The organism is Variovorax terrae (assembly GCF_022809125.1).
In the GTDB taxonomy this organism is placed as follows: domain Bacteria; phylum Pseudomonadota; class Gammaproteobacteria; order Burkholderiales; family Burkholderiaceae_C; genus Variovorax_A; species Variovorax_A terrae.
This window is the reverse complement of sequence record NZ_JALGBI010000001.1, coordinates 2,066,833-2,081,119: the sequence shown is the minus strand read 5'-3', so window position 1 is coordinate 2,081,119 and position 14,287 is coordinate 2,066,833. Positions and strand designations below refer to the sequence as shown.

The window sequence follows — 14,287 nt, the reverse complement described above, 5'->3', positions numbered from 1 at the left end:
AAGGCCTTCACCGCGCAACCCGCCTGAGCCCGGCGGAAGCGGCCTACCATCGGGGTTGGGCGCAACCCGTGCCCGTCCCGGATGGAAAGGCCGATGCCATGAACCCCGAACTCAGCCGCCTGGCCGTGGCGCTTGGCCTGGACGCAGCCGACCAGGAACCCTTGCGCCTGGCCTTCGGACTGGCTTGCGCCGAGCGCGTGCAGCACCTGCTGGAAGCGCCCGAAGCCGTGGCCGGCGTGGCGGCGCTGCGTGCCTTCGTGGATGGGCGGCTGGCGCGGCCCGCGCTGGAGGAGGCCGCGCGGCGCGTGGCCGAGGTGGCGCGCAGCCACCCGGGCTCGCGCTCGCTGGACGGCGCGGCGCACGCGGCGGTCTCGGCCACCCATGCCGTTGCGCAGGCGCTTGCGGGCCGGGCGCTGGAGGCGGCCAGCTACGCGGCCTATGCCAGCGTCTACGCCTACGGCGGCTACGCGGTGCGCGATCCCGAGGCCTTCGCGGAAGAGTTCACCTGGCAGCTGCACTGCCTGCGCGGGCTGGCGCAACCGCCGGCGGTACCGGCGCCCTGACTGGGAAGGGCCGCCGGCCGGGTTCGCGCCTCTAGCCTCTAATACCCCAGCGAGTAGCGGTAGCCGCGAAAGCTCAGCACGGCGGCTTTGGGCCCGATCTGCTCCAGCACCAGGTCGGCCGCAGGCCGCTCTCCCTCATGCAGCACCTGCCCGTTGATGATGAGCATGCGGCTTTGCGGGTTCTCCGAATACACCGAGCCGCTGATGGCGAGGGCGGGCAACTGGCCCCGGATGTCGGGCGGCAGTTCGTCGGGCGCATAGATGCGGGGGGCCGGGGCCGCGGCGGGCTTGGCCTTGGCGGCGGCTGTGTCCGCGGCCTGGGCCGGCTCCCTGGCGGGTGCGGGGGAGGCCGCTGGCTTGGCCGAGGGGGACGCCACGGCGGGAACCGCCGGCGCCGGGGCAGGCACGGCGTTGGGGGAAGGGGTTGGGGCGGCCGGCGCCGCCACGACAGGCTCGGGCATCGGTGCGGGGGCCGGCCGCGGCGCCGCAGGAATCTGGAGCGGTGCAGCCGGCGCGGCGGCCACGCGGGGAGCAGTGGGGGCGGCGGGTGAGGGCGTGGGCGCAGGGGCCAGGACGAGGCGCCAGGCCAGCAGGCCCAGCATCAGCAGCGCTACGGCCAGGCCGACCCACAGCAGGGGCTGGCGCCTGCCTTGCGCCGGGTCATGGGCCGGCAGCGCGGCGGGCTGCGCGTGCAGGCCGGGCACCGTGCCGCGCTCGCGTTCGGCGTCGGCTCGCTTCAGTGCATCGAGGATGTAGGACATGCCTGCTGTTCTCTCAAGGTCGATTCGTGGAGGGGTTGCCGGTCTGCAGGCGCGGCTCTTCCACGCCCGCGGCGCGGTTGAGCTGCATGAAGGTGATCGGGCCTGCGCGGCCGTCGGGCACCAGCCCCTGGGCCAGCTGGAAGGCATAGACCCGAGCGCGCAGCGGCGTTTCCCGGGCTGCCGGCGTGCGGGCCGGCTGTTGCGCAGCCAACTGGGCGGCCAGCCATTGCGCCACCGGGCCGCTGGGGCTGTCGGCGGTCTTGCCGGAGTAGCCCGGGGGCGAGCGCCAGAAGGTGGCGTAGTCGCCGCGCCATATCTCGGCCAGGGCCGTGAGCGGCACGGTCTGCGCGGCGCCGCCGAGCACTAGCGTGGCGTCCTGCTCGGTCAGCCCGGTGAGCAGGGCGTAGCCGGGCTGGCGGCTCTCGTCGTACACGGTGAGCAGGCCGGGGCGGCCCAGTTGGCGGATCAGGGCCAGGCTGGTGCGGCTGCTCCGGAAGCACTGCACCTGCTGGCGCTGGGCGGCCTGGCAGGGATCGCCCTCGCCGAGCGCCAGGGGCCAGGAGGCAGCGAGCGCGCGCCAGGCCTCGCTCTCGTCGCGCACCAGGAAGGCCGGGCCAGCGGCCGCCGAGGCTGCCGGGGTTGCCGCCGCTGCTGCGGGGCTGGAGGCAGGCGTTGCGGCGGCCGAGGCCTTCGCCGCAGGCGCAGCCGCTCGCGCCGGGCTCGCCGTGGCGACGGCGGTGGCGGGCTGGAACAGGCTGCTGTTGAAGGCCAGCAGGCCCGCGCCGAACAGGGCCGCGCCGCTGATGAGGCCCAGCCCCCAGGCCGCGGCGCGGCCGCGCGCCGGCGCGGCCGTTTCGGCGGGGTCGAAGACTTCGGCAGCGGCCTTGTCCACCACGCGGCGGTCCACCGTGGCCTGGCCGTTGGCATAGGCGCCCAGCAGGGCGCGGCCGCACAGCAGGTTGATGCGGCGCGGCACGCCGCGCGAGAGCTGGTGGATGCGCTGCAGCGCCTTGCGGTCGAACGGCAGGGCGCCGCTCAGGCCGGCCACGGCCAGGCGGTGGCGGATGTACTGCGCGGTTTCGGCCTCGGTGAGCGCGTCGAGGTGAAAGCGCGCGATCACGCGCTGCGCGAGCTGCTCCAGCTCGGGGCGGGCCAGCATCTTGCGCAGCTCGGGCTGGCCGATCAGGATGATCTGCAGCAGCTTGCGCTCGTTGGTTTCGAGGTTGGTGAGCAGGCGCAGCTGCTCCAGCACGTCGGCGCTGAGGTTCTGCGCCTCGTCGATGATGAGCACGTTGTTCTGGCCGGCGGCATGGGTGCGCAGCAGGAAGGCGTTCAGCGGATCGGTGAAGTCCTTGGCCGTGGGCGCGCCCGGGCCCGCGTGCTGCACCGGGATGCGGAATTCATCGCACACCGACTGCAGCAGTTCGCCCGCGGTGAGCTTGGGGTTGAAGATGTAGGCCACGTTGCAGTTGGCCGGAATCTGCTCCAGGAAGCAGCGGCACACGGTGGTCTTGCCGGTGCCGATCTCGCCGCTGAGCAGCACGAAGCCGCCGCCACCGCCCAGCCCGTACAGCAGGTGCGCCAGCGCCTCGCGGTGCCGTTCGCTCATGAACAGGTAGTGCGGGTCGGGGGCAATCGAGAAAGGGTCCTGCTTCAGACCAAAGAATTGCGCGTACATGGGCTTGAGGATACTCGGGACTGCAGATGCCACCCTGATGACACAGGCGCCCCGCATCGGCCCGAACGGGTCCGGCGTCAGCGCCTCTCGCGGCCCGGCGGGAGGCCGGTGAATCGTTTGTTACAAGGCGGGAGGATAGCCGTTTTGCAGCGCAAGGCCGAGGACTTTGCCAATGCGGCGCGTGTTCGAGCCGGCCGCGGCCTGGGCACGGTGCGCCGGAGCGGGGCCGTTCGGCCTTGCCATGGAGGCTGGGTTGAGTGCAGAATCCGCCGCGTATGAACGATGCGCAGGGTGCGGGACAGCCGCACCGAATCCTGGTGGTCGATGACACGCCAGACAACCTCTACCTGATGACGGCGCTGCTCGAGGAGCACTACGAAGTCATGCTGGCGCCTTCGGGGGCCCGGGCGCTGGAGATGGTGCAGTCCGATGCGCCTCCGCAACTGATCCTGCTGGACATCATGATGCCCGACATGGACGGCTACGACGTGATGCGCCGCTTGCGGCAGGACCCCGCGACGGCGGCGATCCCGGTGATCTTCCTCACGGCGCTGACCAGCGTCGACGAAGAACAGTTCGGCCTGGACCTGGGCGCCACGGACTACATCACCAAGCCGATCAGCCCGCCCATCCTGCTGGCGCGGGTCAAGACCCATCTCGAGCACAACCTGAACGCACGGCGCCTGCAGTCGCTGTCCGAGAAGCTCTCGCGCTACCTGGCGCCGCAGGTCTGCCAGTCGCTACTGGACGGCTCGCGGCAGGCGGAGATCCGCACCCAGCGCAAGCGGTTGACGGTGTTCTTCTCGGACATCAAGGACTTCACGGCCTCCACCGCGAAGTGGCAGCCGGAGGACGTGACCCTGCTGCTCAACAGCTATTTCTCCGAGATGTCGAACATCGCCGCCGAGTATGGCGGCACGCTCGACAAGTTCATCGGCGATGCCATGGTCATCTTCTTCGGCGACCCCGTGTCGCTCGGCGTGAAGGAGGATGCCCTGCAATGCGTGCGCATGGCGCTGGCCATGCAGCTGCGCATGGCGGAGCTGCGCGTGCTCTGGCGCGAGGCCGGCATCAACAAGTCGTTCGAGATCCGGATCGGCATCAACACGGGGTTTTGCGACGTGGGCAACTTTGGCAGCGAACAGCGCATGGACTACACCATCATCGGCCCGGAGGTCAACCTGGCCGCGCGGCTGGAGCAGGCGGCCGAACCCGGCCAGATCATGATTTCCGGCGAGACCCAGGCGCTGGTCCAGGAGGCCATCGACACCGAGGCCATGTCCCCGGTGGTGGCCAAGGGCTTCGCCGAGCCGATCGCCGTCTTCCGGGTGCAAGGCGAGATCGCGGGCCAGGGCCGCCAGCACCGCGTGATCCAGCACAAGCGGCCGGGCATGCAGCTGACCATCGACCTCGATCGCCTGCCGATGGCCGAACGCGCCGCCGCGGCCCGGGAGCTGCGCGACGTGGCGGACCGGCTGTCATGAGCGAGCCCACTCCCTTCTCCCAGGGCAGCGGCCCCGCGCCCGGCCCCAATGGCCTGGCCACGCGCGTGAGCGAGCTGGAGCAGGAACTGGCGCGCGCGCGCCTGTCGCTGAAGCTGCTGCTCACCACGCTGAACTCGACCGACGACGGCATCATGGCCGTGCGCTTTGCCGACGGCAAGACCTACAGCAACACCAAGTTCCTGGAGATGTGGGGCACCTCCGCCGAGCCGCCGGGGCCGGCCCAGGCGGAGCAGCAGATGCAGCGGCATGCCGCGCTGACGCGGGACCCGGAACGCTTCATCGCGAAGATCCGCGAGCTGCAGGCCCACCCGGAGCTCGAGGACTTCGACGTGATCGAGCTCAACGACGGCCGCACCTTCGAGCGCCACGTCATTCCCCAGCGGGTGGACGGCAAGGTGGTCGGGGTGGTCATCAACTTCCGCGACATCACGCAGCAAAGGCGCTTCGAGGAAAAGATGGTGTTCAACCACCTCGTGGTGGAGAACGCGGGCCCGATGCTGTGGCTCGACGCCCGGGCCGGCAAGGTGGTCTATGCCAACAAGGCGGCCTGCCAGCACCTGGGCTACACGGCCGACGAGCTGCTCGGCATGGACATCTCGGTGTTCGACATGGATTTCTCGCGCGACCAGTCGCGTGCCGTCAGGACCGCGCTGCAGGAGACGGGCCGACCGGTCACGTTCGAAAGCCGCAACCGCTGCAAGGACGGACGCGTGGTCGATGTCGAGGTGACCGTCTTCCTGGCCCGCGACGACAAGCGCGCGCTGAATATCGCCTCGCTCAAGGACATCACCGAGCAGAAGCGGGCCGCCGAGGCCATGGGCCGCCAGCGCGCGACCATGCGCTCGCTCATCAACTCGATCTCCGACCCGATCTTCTACAAGGACCCGCACGGCCGCTACCTGGGCTGCAACGAGGCCTTCGCCACGGCCGTGGGCAAGCCGGTGGGGGAGATCGTCGGCCGCACCGACGCCGAGCTGCTGCCGCCCAGGCTGGCCGAGGCGCTGCGCGAGCGCGACCGGGGCATCCTGAGCTCCCTGCAGACGCGCCGCCAGGAGGAGTGGCTGACCGACCACCACGGCCGGCGCAAGCTGTTCGAAACCGTCAACGGGCCGTTCTGGGACGAGGACGGCCAGCTGCTCGGCATCATGGGCATGGGCCGCGACGTCACCGAGCGCAAGCAGGCGGAAGAAGCCGTGCGCCGCGCCAAGGAGATCGCCGAGGAGGCCACCCGCATGAAGTCGGACTTCCTGGCCAACATGAGCCACGAGATCCGCACGCCGATGAACGCCATCATCGGCATGTCGCACCTGGCGCTGAAGACCGAGCTCACGCAGCGCCAGCGCGACTACATCAGCAAGGTGCAGAGCTCGGGCCAGCACCTGATGGGCATCATCGACGACATCCTCGATTTCTCGAAAGTCGAGGCCGGCAAGCTCGACATCGAGCAGGCCGATTTCGAGCTGGAGAAGCTGCTGGACAACGTGGCCAACCTGCTGACGGAGAAGAGCAATGCCAAGGGCCTGGAGCTGGTGTTCGACATCGCGCCCGATGTCCCGCCGATGCTGGTCGGCGACTCGCTACGGCTGGGCCAGATCCTGATCAATTTCGCCAACAACGCGGTCAAGTTCACCGAGCAGGGCGAGATCGTCGTGTCCGCGCGCGTGAAGGAGCGCAGCGCCGACGGCATCCTGCTGCATTTCGCGGTGCGCGACAGCGGCATCGGCCTGACCGAGGAGCAGGTCGGGCGCCTGTTCCAGAGCTTCCAGCAGGCCGACAGCTCCACCACGCGCCGGTTTGGCGGCACCGGGCTCGGGCTGGCCATCTCCAAGAAGCTGGCCGAGCTGATGGGCGGCGAGGTCGGCGTGAACAGCAGCTTCGGCAAGGGCAGCACCTTCTGGTTCACGGCGCGGCTGGGCGTCAGCCAGCTGCGCAGGCGGGAGCTGTCGCTGAACCCGGACCTGCGCGGCTGCCGCGTGCTGGTGGTCGATGACAACGACAATGCCCGCGCCGTGCTGCACGAGATGCTGGAGACCATGCGGTTTTCCGTGTCCGAGGCCTCGTCGGGCCGGGCCGCCGTCGAACGGGTGCGCAACGCCGCGGCCGGCGGCCACCCGTTCTCCCTGGTCTACCTGGACTGGCGCATGCCCGGCATGGACGGTATCGAGACGGTCCGGCAGATCAAGGCCCTGGGCCTGGAGCGCGAGCCGCGCTTCATCATGGTGACGGCCTACGGGCGCGAGGAAATGCTCAAGGAGACCGAGGCCGTGGGCATCGGCAGCGTGCTGGTCAAGCCCATCAGCGCCTCCATGCTGTTCGACACCACGATGGCGGCGCTCGGCGTCGAGCACTTCGAGCAGCGCGAGGCCGCGCCGCCGGCCGCCGCCGAGGCCACCGGCCGGCTGGCGGCGATCAGCCAGGCGCGCCTGCTGCTGGTGGAGGACAACGACATCAACCAGATGGTGGCCTCCGAAATCCTCAGGGACGCCGGCTTCGTGGTCGACATCGCCGACAACGGCCAGATCGCCCTGGACATGGTGGCGCGCTCGCGCTACGACCTGGTGCTGATGGACATGCAGATGCCGGTGATGGACGGCATCGCTGCGACGCGCGAGATCCGGCGCGATGCCCGGCTGCACGGCCTGCCGATCGTGGCCATGACGGCCAACGCCATGCAGCAGGACCGCGACCGCTGCCGCGAGGCCGGGATGAATGACTTCCTCATGAAGCCGATCAATCCCGAGCAGCTGTGGGACATGCTGCTCAAGTGGATCAAGCCGCGCTCGGATGCAGGTGCCGGGGCTGGTTCCGCCGAGGCCCCGGCCGGCGACCCGCTGGACGGCATTCCCGGCCTCGACACGGCCACCGGGCTGAGCCGCATGATGGGCAAGAAGCCGCTGTATCTGTCGATGCTGCGCCGCTATGTGGCAGGCCAGCCCGGCGTGCCCGACGACATCCGTCAGGCCCTGGCGGCGGACGACTGGGGCACGGCGGAGCGGCTGGCGCATACGGCCAAGGGGGTGTCCGGCACGATTGCGGCCCTGCAGGTCGAGGACCAGGCCGCGCTGCTGGAGGGCCTGCTGCGCCAGCGCGCGCCGCGGCCGCAGATCGACGAGGCGCTGGCGGGCTACGAGCGCGGCCTGCGCAGCCTGATCCTGCACCTGGAAGCCAGGCTGCCCGCGCCCTGAGCGCGGCCCGGCGGCCCCGCCTGGCCGGGCGCCGCCGCGCCGCGAATTCAGCAGTTCCGGTTCTGTAGGACTACCTAGCACCCCTCCTGGGGCGCGGCGCACACTGCCCCTGGAAGCTGTCACAGCGATCAAGGGTCAGGGTTGCAGGGTGTCCGCCTCGCGGGTGCGCTCAGACGGGTGAAGGGCAGCGCTCGCGGGCGGTCGGCGCCACCGTGCTCCATGGCAGGGAAGACAGTGCCGCAGGGGGTGACGATGTTGCGATGGTGCGCGCATGTGGGGCGCCGGGCGATCCGGGGCCTGTCGCGTTGGGTGGCGTTCGCTCCCACCGCGCCGTTGGGCGACCTGCCTGCGGCGGCGGCGGCGGTGCGGGAGCCCCCGCCGTCCGGCGGCGGGCTGGCCTATCGCCTGAAGGCCTGGCCGGAGCTGCCGCCCTCGCTCCAGACCGCCGAGGTCTACCGCGTCCTGTCGTTCATGAGCCTCAGGCCGGTGCGCCTGAGCTGGATGGTCTCAAGCTCCCGCCTGTCGGCCGAGGCCGCCCGCCAGCTGATGGGGGTGCTCGATGCCACGCATTCCGTGGAGGTCATCGATCTTTCACGATTCACCGAAAGCCGATAGGTCGGGCGGCAGGGATTCGCCGGTGAAGTCGGCCGGGTGCTGGGGCCAGGCGATCACCACGGCGCAGCCGCCGCTGGCGGCGCGCGCAAACGACAGGTGGCCATGGATGGCTTTGGCCCGGGCTGCCATCGATTGCAGGCCGAGCCCGGGGTGGTCGTGCCGGACGTCGCTGCGCTCGAATCCCGTGCCGTTGTCCTCGATGCTCATCAGCAGCGACTCGCCTTCCATGTCGAGCTGTACGTCGATGCGTGTCGCGTGGCCGTGCCGCACGGCATTGCTGATGGCTTCCTGCGCGATGCGGTAGAGGTGGACCCCGGTTTCCGGAGGCACATGCTCGAAATCGCCGTTCGCCTCGAACGTGCCCCAGACGCTTTTGGCCAGCGACAGGTCGCTGGTGAGCTGCTCCATGGCGCGCAGGAAGGCGCCGGGATGGCTGCCCACGGGCATCAGGCCGCGGGCCAGCGCCCGGGTGGTTTCGGCGGCGGACTTGACCTGCTCCTGGGTGTGGTCGAGGTGGCGGGACAGCTCGGGATCGCCTGCCGCCAGCCCCCGGGCGCCTCCCAGCATCAGCGAGATGCCCGCCAGCACGGAGCCCAGCGAATCGTGCAGCTCGCGGGCGATGTCGGCCTGCTGCGCCTCCAGCTCGGAGAGCAGGGTCCGCTCGAAGCGGTTCCTGGCCGCATGGATGCGCACGGCGAGCGCCTCGTGCTCGGAGGCCATCGTCGCGGTGGTGATGAAATGGGGCGCGCCTTTCCACAGGGTGAACGACAGGTTGAGCGCAAGCTGGACCAGGCTTCCATCCTTCTTCTTCATCCTGAGCAGGCCCGCGGGAACAGGCCGGCCCGCCAGGGCCTTGCGGCGGCGCTGCTGGGCCAGGGCCCGGTCGTCCGGCGCGATCATGTCATCGACGGCCATGCCCACCACCGGATCATCGGGCGTGTAGCCGAGCATGAGGCGGAAGCTGGTGTTGATGTAGGTGATGAATTGCTCTCCGGCCACCATCACGCCGGTGTCCACGCCCTCGATCATGGTCTGCAGGAACCGGTGCTGCTCGTGCTCCAGCCGGCGGGCGGCCATCTGCGGCGAGATGTCCATCACCACGCCGGCATAGTGCAGCGGCACGCCGTTCTCGTCGCGGGTGATGGTGCGGCCCCGGCTGCGCACCCAGACCCAGTGCCCCGCGGCATGCCGGAGCCTGAACTCGGACTCGCGGTAGGCGGTTTCGTCGTCCAGGTACTTCTGCAACGCCAGCGGGCGCTGCGCCCGGTCGTCGGGGTGCACCAGCTTCTGCCATTCATCCAGCGTGGCGGGCATGGTCTTGCGGCCCAGCAGGGTTTCCCAGCGGCGCATGTGGATGACTTTGCCGGTCGCCGGCGTGTAGGCCCACAGGGCGACCTCGGCGCCATGCAGCGCGAGGTCGAGTTCTTCCGCCGTCTTGCGCTGCAGCTCCAGCATCTCGCGCTGCTCCTGCTCGGCGAGCTTGCGCAGCGTGATGTCGGTGATCGCGCCCGAGAAGCGCAGCGGCCGGCCCGAGGCGTGCCAGGCGCCCCGTCCGCGGGCGTGGAACCAGCGGTAGCTGCCATCGCGGCAGCGCAGCCGAAGCTCCATGTTGAAGGCCGTGCTCCGGTTGGCGAGATGGTTGCGCAGGTTGCCGAGAACGGGCACCGCGTCATCCGGATGCAGGTGGGAGCTCAGCACGTAGGCTTGCTGGAACTCCGCCTCCGAGCGGTAGCCCAGCAGCTCGCGAAAGCGCGGAGAGCAATACATCTCGCGGGTGACGAGGTTCCAGTCCCATATGCCGTCATTGGCCCCGGAGGTGGCCAGCTCGAAGCGCTGGTTGATGATCCGCAGCTCGTGCTCGGCCCGCTGGGTGCGCACCAGGATGCGGTGCGACAGCGCGACCCCGAAGCCCAGCAACAAGACCGACAGCACGGTCATCGCGGTGTAGAGCACCCGGGACAGTTCGCGCGAGGTTTCGTTGATGGCGTCGGAGAACGCATCCTCGATCGGCCACAGGGCTTCGTTCAGCCGGTAGATGTCCTGCGTCAGGGCCTGCAGGCGGGCTGCCGGCGGCCGCAGTGCGGGCGCGGCCCGGAGGAGGGCATGCAGTTCCCCGGCCACCGACTGCAACTGCTCGATCTGCAGATCAGCCTCTGCCCACTGGCGGATCGCCTTGTCGAACAGGGGGTAGTGGCGGAAGTACCTGAACAGCGCGATCATTCCGGGAATGTCGTCGGGGTGGTTCTGGCCCTGCAGAAACCCGGCGGTCGCCAGCGCCAGGTCGGGTGAGGCCTTCTCAAGCTCCAGCCGCGCGATGCGGTCGCCCAGCGGCACCGCCAGGGCCTTCAGGTAGCCCTGGTAGTCGGCTTCCTGCTGCGAGCCGGCATAGCGCACGAGGTGCATCACCGCCTCCTTCTGGGACTTGGACCAGAGGCCTTCGCCGCCCACATAGGCGCGCGCCGCATTGGTGAGCCGCAGGGTCAGGAAGCCGAGCGCCAGCAGCAGCACGATGGCCACCAGCAGCGGCCACAGGACCGCCAGCAGGGCCTGGGGAGAATAGCCCCGGGGCGGGCTGGCAAGGCGTTCTTTCAACGATGGTCGACTCGATGGCATAGGCGAAACAGCGAAGCTCTTCTGCATCCTTGTGCCCCGGGGACTCGCGCCCGGCGGCGGCCGAGGCTTCAGGAACGGCGCCTGATCCGGGCGCGCGGGACGCGGTGACGTGGGCGCCGAAGCGCTGCCCTGATGCGGCAAGGGGGGATGCCGGCCGGGCTGCTGCCCGGGCGAAGCCAGGGCGCACAAGCGCCGGGCTCGCCAGGGCCGCGAGGGCCGGACGGCGCTTCTGTCATTCGATGGATGGAGCTGGGAATGGAGTGGCCAGACATGGGTTGATGCGCACCGATACTATCTGGAAGCACCCGGCAAAAATAACGAATTGAGAATCCATTGGTAAGTACGGGTACCTAGCATTCGGTGGGTGCCGGGCGGGCGGGCCTGTCACCATGGGCTATCCTCCGCGAACGCAGTTCCTTCACGCAACTTCTCGTCCCTTTCAGTGAACTCAGTCCTCGTCCTCGATGACCATGGCATCGTCCGCTATGGGCTGGAGATGCTGATCTCCAGTTGCGCCGAACTGACGCTGGCGGGCTCGGCCGGCAGCCTGGCGGAAGGCCTGCGCTGCATTGCCGAACTGAAGCCGGCGCTGGTGATCAGCGACATGTCGATGGAGGACTCGCGCGGCATCGACACGGTGCGGGCCGTGGTCCAGGCGCAGGGGCCGCGCTCGACCCTGATCATGTCGATGCACGATGAAATGCTTTACGGCGAGCAGGTGCTCGCGCTGGGCGCGCAGGGCTACCTGATGAAGGAGAACGCGCATGCGCTGGTGGTGCCGGCGGCGCTGGCGGTCCTGAACGGGCAGACCTGGGTGAGCCAGAAGCTCAATGCCAAGCTCCTGAACCGCCTGATGAAGCGCAACAGCCACGAGCCGGCGCGGCCCGACGCCGCGCACTCTCCCACGCTGTCGGCGCGGGAGCTGCAGGTGCTCGAACTGCTGGGGGCCGGCAAGACCACCAAGGAAATCGCCTTTGAGCTGGACCTGAGCAACCGGACGGTCGACATCCACAGGGCCAACATCAAGCGGAAGCTGGGGCTCAAGAGCGGGACCGAGCTGCTGGCCTTTGCGCTGTCGAGGATCTGACCCGCGGCCTTGGCCGGTGCGCCTGCGCGACATTCAGGTTGCTATTGAAAATATAGCAAACTTTGACCGCTGCACCTGGACATCCGGCTGATTTGATTCAAAACTAGCCCGAAAAACCGCCTTCATCCAGAAAGCGCTGCTCTTCGGAGGTGGTGGCGCGGCCCAGCACGGCGTTGCGGTGCGGAAACCGGCCGAAGCGCGCAATGATGTCGCGGTGGTGGCGGGCGAACCGGTGCGTGTCGGCGTCCAGCGCCTCGGTCAGCGCCACGGCGCGGTCCTGGTCAGCCAACTGTTCCGAGTGCGTGAAGGGCAGGTAGAAGAAACGGCGCAGCGCGGCGTCGGCCTGTTGGTCCAGCCCGGCCGCCACGGCCTGCGCGGCGAGCCGGCGGGCCTGCGCATCGGTGGCGAACATGCGCGCCGTGCCGCGAAAGGCGTTGCGCGGAAACTGGTCCAGCAGGATCAGCAGGGCGAGCGCCCCTTGCGCGCGCCGGGCGACGGTGCCAGCGTCTTTGCCGGCCCAGCCGTCGAGTTCGCCCCGCGCGGCGGCTTCATGCGCCGGCAAAAAACGCGCGCGGAAGTCGGCATCGAAGGCGTCGTCCTTGCGGAACCAGCGCGCCGGCCCGGCGTCGCGCCAGTAGGCGACGACGGCAGCGGCGTCGGGCAGGGGCACGGCAGAGGGCGGGGCGGCGGTCATGGGCACACTCTACGCGCCGGGGCCGTGCGACGTCAGTAGACGCCCTGCGCGGTCATCGCGTCGGCCACCTTCACGAAGCCGGCGATGTTGGCGCCGTCCACGTAGTTCACGAAGCCGGCGTCGCGCGAGCCATAGCGCACGCAGTTCTCGTGGATGTCGCGCATGATCATGCGCAGGCGGTTGTCCACCTCGTCGCGCTCCCAGGGCAGGCGCTCGGCGTTCTGCGTCATCTCCAGGCCCGAGGTGGCCACGCCGCCGGCGTTGGAGGCCTTGCCGGGCGCATACAGGATGCCGGCGCTGTTGAAGGCGTCCACGGCCTCCAGCGTGGAGGGCATGTTGGCGCCTTCGGCCACGCACTTCACGCCGTTCTTGAGCAGCAGCAGCGCGTCGTCGCGGCTGAGCTCGTTCTGCGTGGCGCAGGGCAGGGCCACGTCCACCGGGATGCTCCAGGGGCGCTGGCCCGGCTCGAAGCGCAGCTTGAGGCGCTCGGCGTAGTCCGAGGCGCGGCCGTAGTGCACGTTCTTCACGTCCATCAGCACGGCGAGCTTCTCGCGTGTGAAGCCTTCCTCGTCGATCACGGTGCCGCTGGAGTCGGACACGGACACCACCTTGGCACCCAGCTCCATGGCCTTCTCCACGGTGTACTGCGCCACATTGCCCGAGCCCGAGACCGAGACGCGCAGGCCGTCCAGCGACATGTTTCGGCGCGCCAGCATGTCCTGCACGAAGTACACCAGGCCGTAGCCCGTGGCTTCGGGGCGGATCAGGCTGCCGCCGAACGACAGGCCCTTGCCGGTGAACACGCAGGCCGCGTTGTTGGAGAGCTTCTTCATCATGCCGGCCATGAAGCCGACTTCGCGGCCGCCCACGCCCATGTCGCCCGCCGGCACGTCGGTGTCGGGGCCGAGGTGGCGGTACAACTCGATCATCAGCGCCTGGCAGAAGCGCATCACCTCGCCGCGGCTCTTGCCCTTGGGGTCGAAGTCGGAGCCGCCCTTGCCGCCGCCCATGGGCAGGGTGGTCAGCGCGTTCTTGAAGGTCTGCTCGAAGGCCAGGAACTTGAGCACCGAGAGGTTCACCGTCGGGTGAAAGCGCATGCCGCCCTTGAACGGGCCGATGGCCGAGCTGTGCTGCACGCGGAAGGCGCGGTTGGTGTGGGTCTCGCCCTTGTCATCGGTCCACGAGACGCGGAACTGGATCACGCGCTCGGGCTCCACCAGGCGCTCCAGCAGGCCGGCCTCGGCGTAGCGCGGATTGGCGGCGATGAACCCCCACAGGCTGCCCATGACTTCGTGCACGGCCTGCAGGAACTCGGGCTGGTTCGGGTCGCGGGCTTCCACATAGGCGAGGAAGTCGGACAGGTTCTTGTACTTCATTGCTTTCTCCAAACGAATAGGGTGATGGCGGCGTGGCTGCGTGGACCCGCCCCTTTCGCGCAGAACGAGGGCAGATGCACTTTTCCTGGGCGTTCCTGCAGCCATGCACCTGAATTGGGCGCACGGCTGCACCAGGCGTTGTGATCCGGTCACATCAGAGGGCGCAAGCGGGGTGTCGGGTTCGCGGGCCACGTCGGCCAGGCCGGCGAT

10 protein-coding genes are annotated in these 14,287 nt (G+C 69.4%); 5 read left to right on the top strand and 5 right to left on the bottom strand.

The genetic code is table 11. The annotated features are described in order from the left end of the window. Positions 1-98 precede the first annotated feature (98 nt). The gene (locus MMF98_RS09770; RefSeq protein ID WP_243306087.1) at positions 99-563 is read left to right on the top strand and encodes a hypothetical protein; all 465 of its coding nucleotides are present in this window, start codon (positions 99-101) and stop codon (positions 561-563) included. 38 nt (positions 564-601) lie between these two features. On the opposite strand, the gene MMF98_RS09765 is transcribed toward MMF98_RS09770, so the two are convergent. Together MMF98_RS09765 and MMF98_RS09760 are read right to left on the bottom strand one after the other, a co-directional pair. Beyond that, a complete protein-coding gene (locus MMF98_RS09765; protein WP_243306086.1) occupies positions 602-1,324 on the bottom strand; it encodes a general secretion pathway protein GspB in 723 nt (240 codons plus the stop codon). A gap of 13 nt (positions 1,325-1,337) precedes the next feature. Continuing rightward, positions 1,338-3,002, bottom strand: a complete 1,665-nt coding sequence (locus MMF98_RS09760) for an ExeA family protein (RefSeq protein WP_243306085.1) — start codon at positions 3,000-3,002, stop codon at positions 1,338-1,340. 275 nt (positions 3,003-3,277) lie between these two features. Here MMF98_RS09760 and MMF98_RS09755 point away from each other — a divergent pair, with 275 nt between their 5' ends. The 3 genes from MMF98_RS09755 to MMF98_RS09745 all read left to right on the top strand — a co-directional run bounded on the left by MMF98_RS09755 (position 3,278) and on the right by MMF98_RS09745 (position 8,307). Beyond that, positions 3,278-4,486, top strand: a complete 1,209-nt coding sequence (locus MMF98_RS09755; RefSeq protein WP_243306084.1) for an adenylate/guanylate cyclase domain-containing protein — start codon at positions 3,278-3,280, stop codon at positions 4,484-4,486. Beyond that, complete coding sequence (locus tag MMF98_RS09750; protein ID WP_243306083.1) at positions 4,483-7,692, top strand: response regulator; 3,210 nt, start codon at positions 4,483-4,485, stop codon at positions 7,690-7,692. Before MMF98_RS09755 ends, MMF98_RS09750 begins: the two co-directional genes overlap by 4 nt. 219 nt (positions 7,693-7,911) lie before the next feature. Continuing rightward, entirely contained in the window at positions 7,912-8,307 is a 396-nt protein-coding gene (locus MMF98_RS09745) for a hypothetical protein (RefSeq protein WP_243306082.1), read from the top strand. Here the strand turns inward: MMF98_RS09745 and MMF98_RS09740 are convergent. Further along, on the bottom strand, positions 8,284-10,899 hold the full coding sequence (locus tag MMF98_RS09740; RefSeq protein ID WP_243306081.1) for a PAS domain-containing protein: 2,616 nt from the start codon (positions 10,897-10,899) through the stop codon (positions 8,284-8,286). The two genes, MMF98_RS09745 and MMF98_RS09740, sit on opposite strands and share 24 nt — an antisense overlap. A gap of 463 nt (positions 10,900-11,362) precedes the next feature. Here MMF98_RS09740 and MMF98_RS23725 point away from each other — a divergent pair, with 463 nt between their 5' ends. Further along, positions 11,363-12,007: a LuxR C-terminal-related transcriptional regulator gene (locus MMF98_RS23725; protein ID WP_243306080.1), complete on the top strand. Its 645-nt coding sequence runs from the start codon at positions 11,363-11,365 to the stop codon at positions 12,005-12,007. 103 nt (positions 12,008-12,110) lie between these two features. Here MMF98_RS23725 and MMF98_RS09730 read toward each other — a convergent pair whose 3' ends face one another. Together MMF98_RS09730 and gdhA are read right to left on the bottom strand one after the other, a co-directional pair. Further along, on the bottom strand, positions 12,111-12,701 hold the full coding sequence (locus MMF98_RS09730; protein WP_243306079.1) for a DUF924 family protein: 591 nt from the start codon (positions 12,699-12,701) through the stop codon (positions 12,111-12,113). A 32-nt stretch (positions 12,702-12,733) separates the two neighbouring features. After that, positions 12,734-14,077, bottom strand: coding sequence for an NADP-specific glutamate dehydrogenase (gene gdhA, locus MMF98_RS09725; RefSeq protein ID WP_243306078.1), 1,344 nt, complete (start codon positions 14,075-14,077; stop codon positions 12,734-12,736). Positions 14,078-14,287 lie beyond the last annotated feature (210 nt).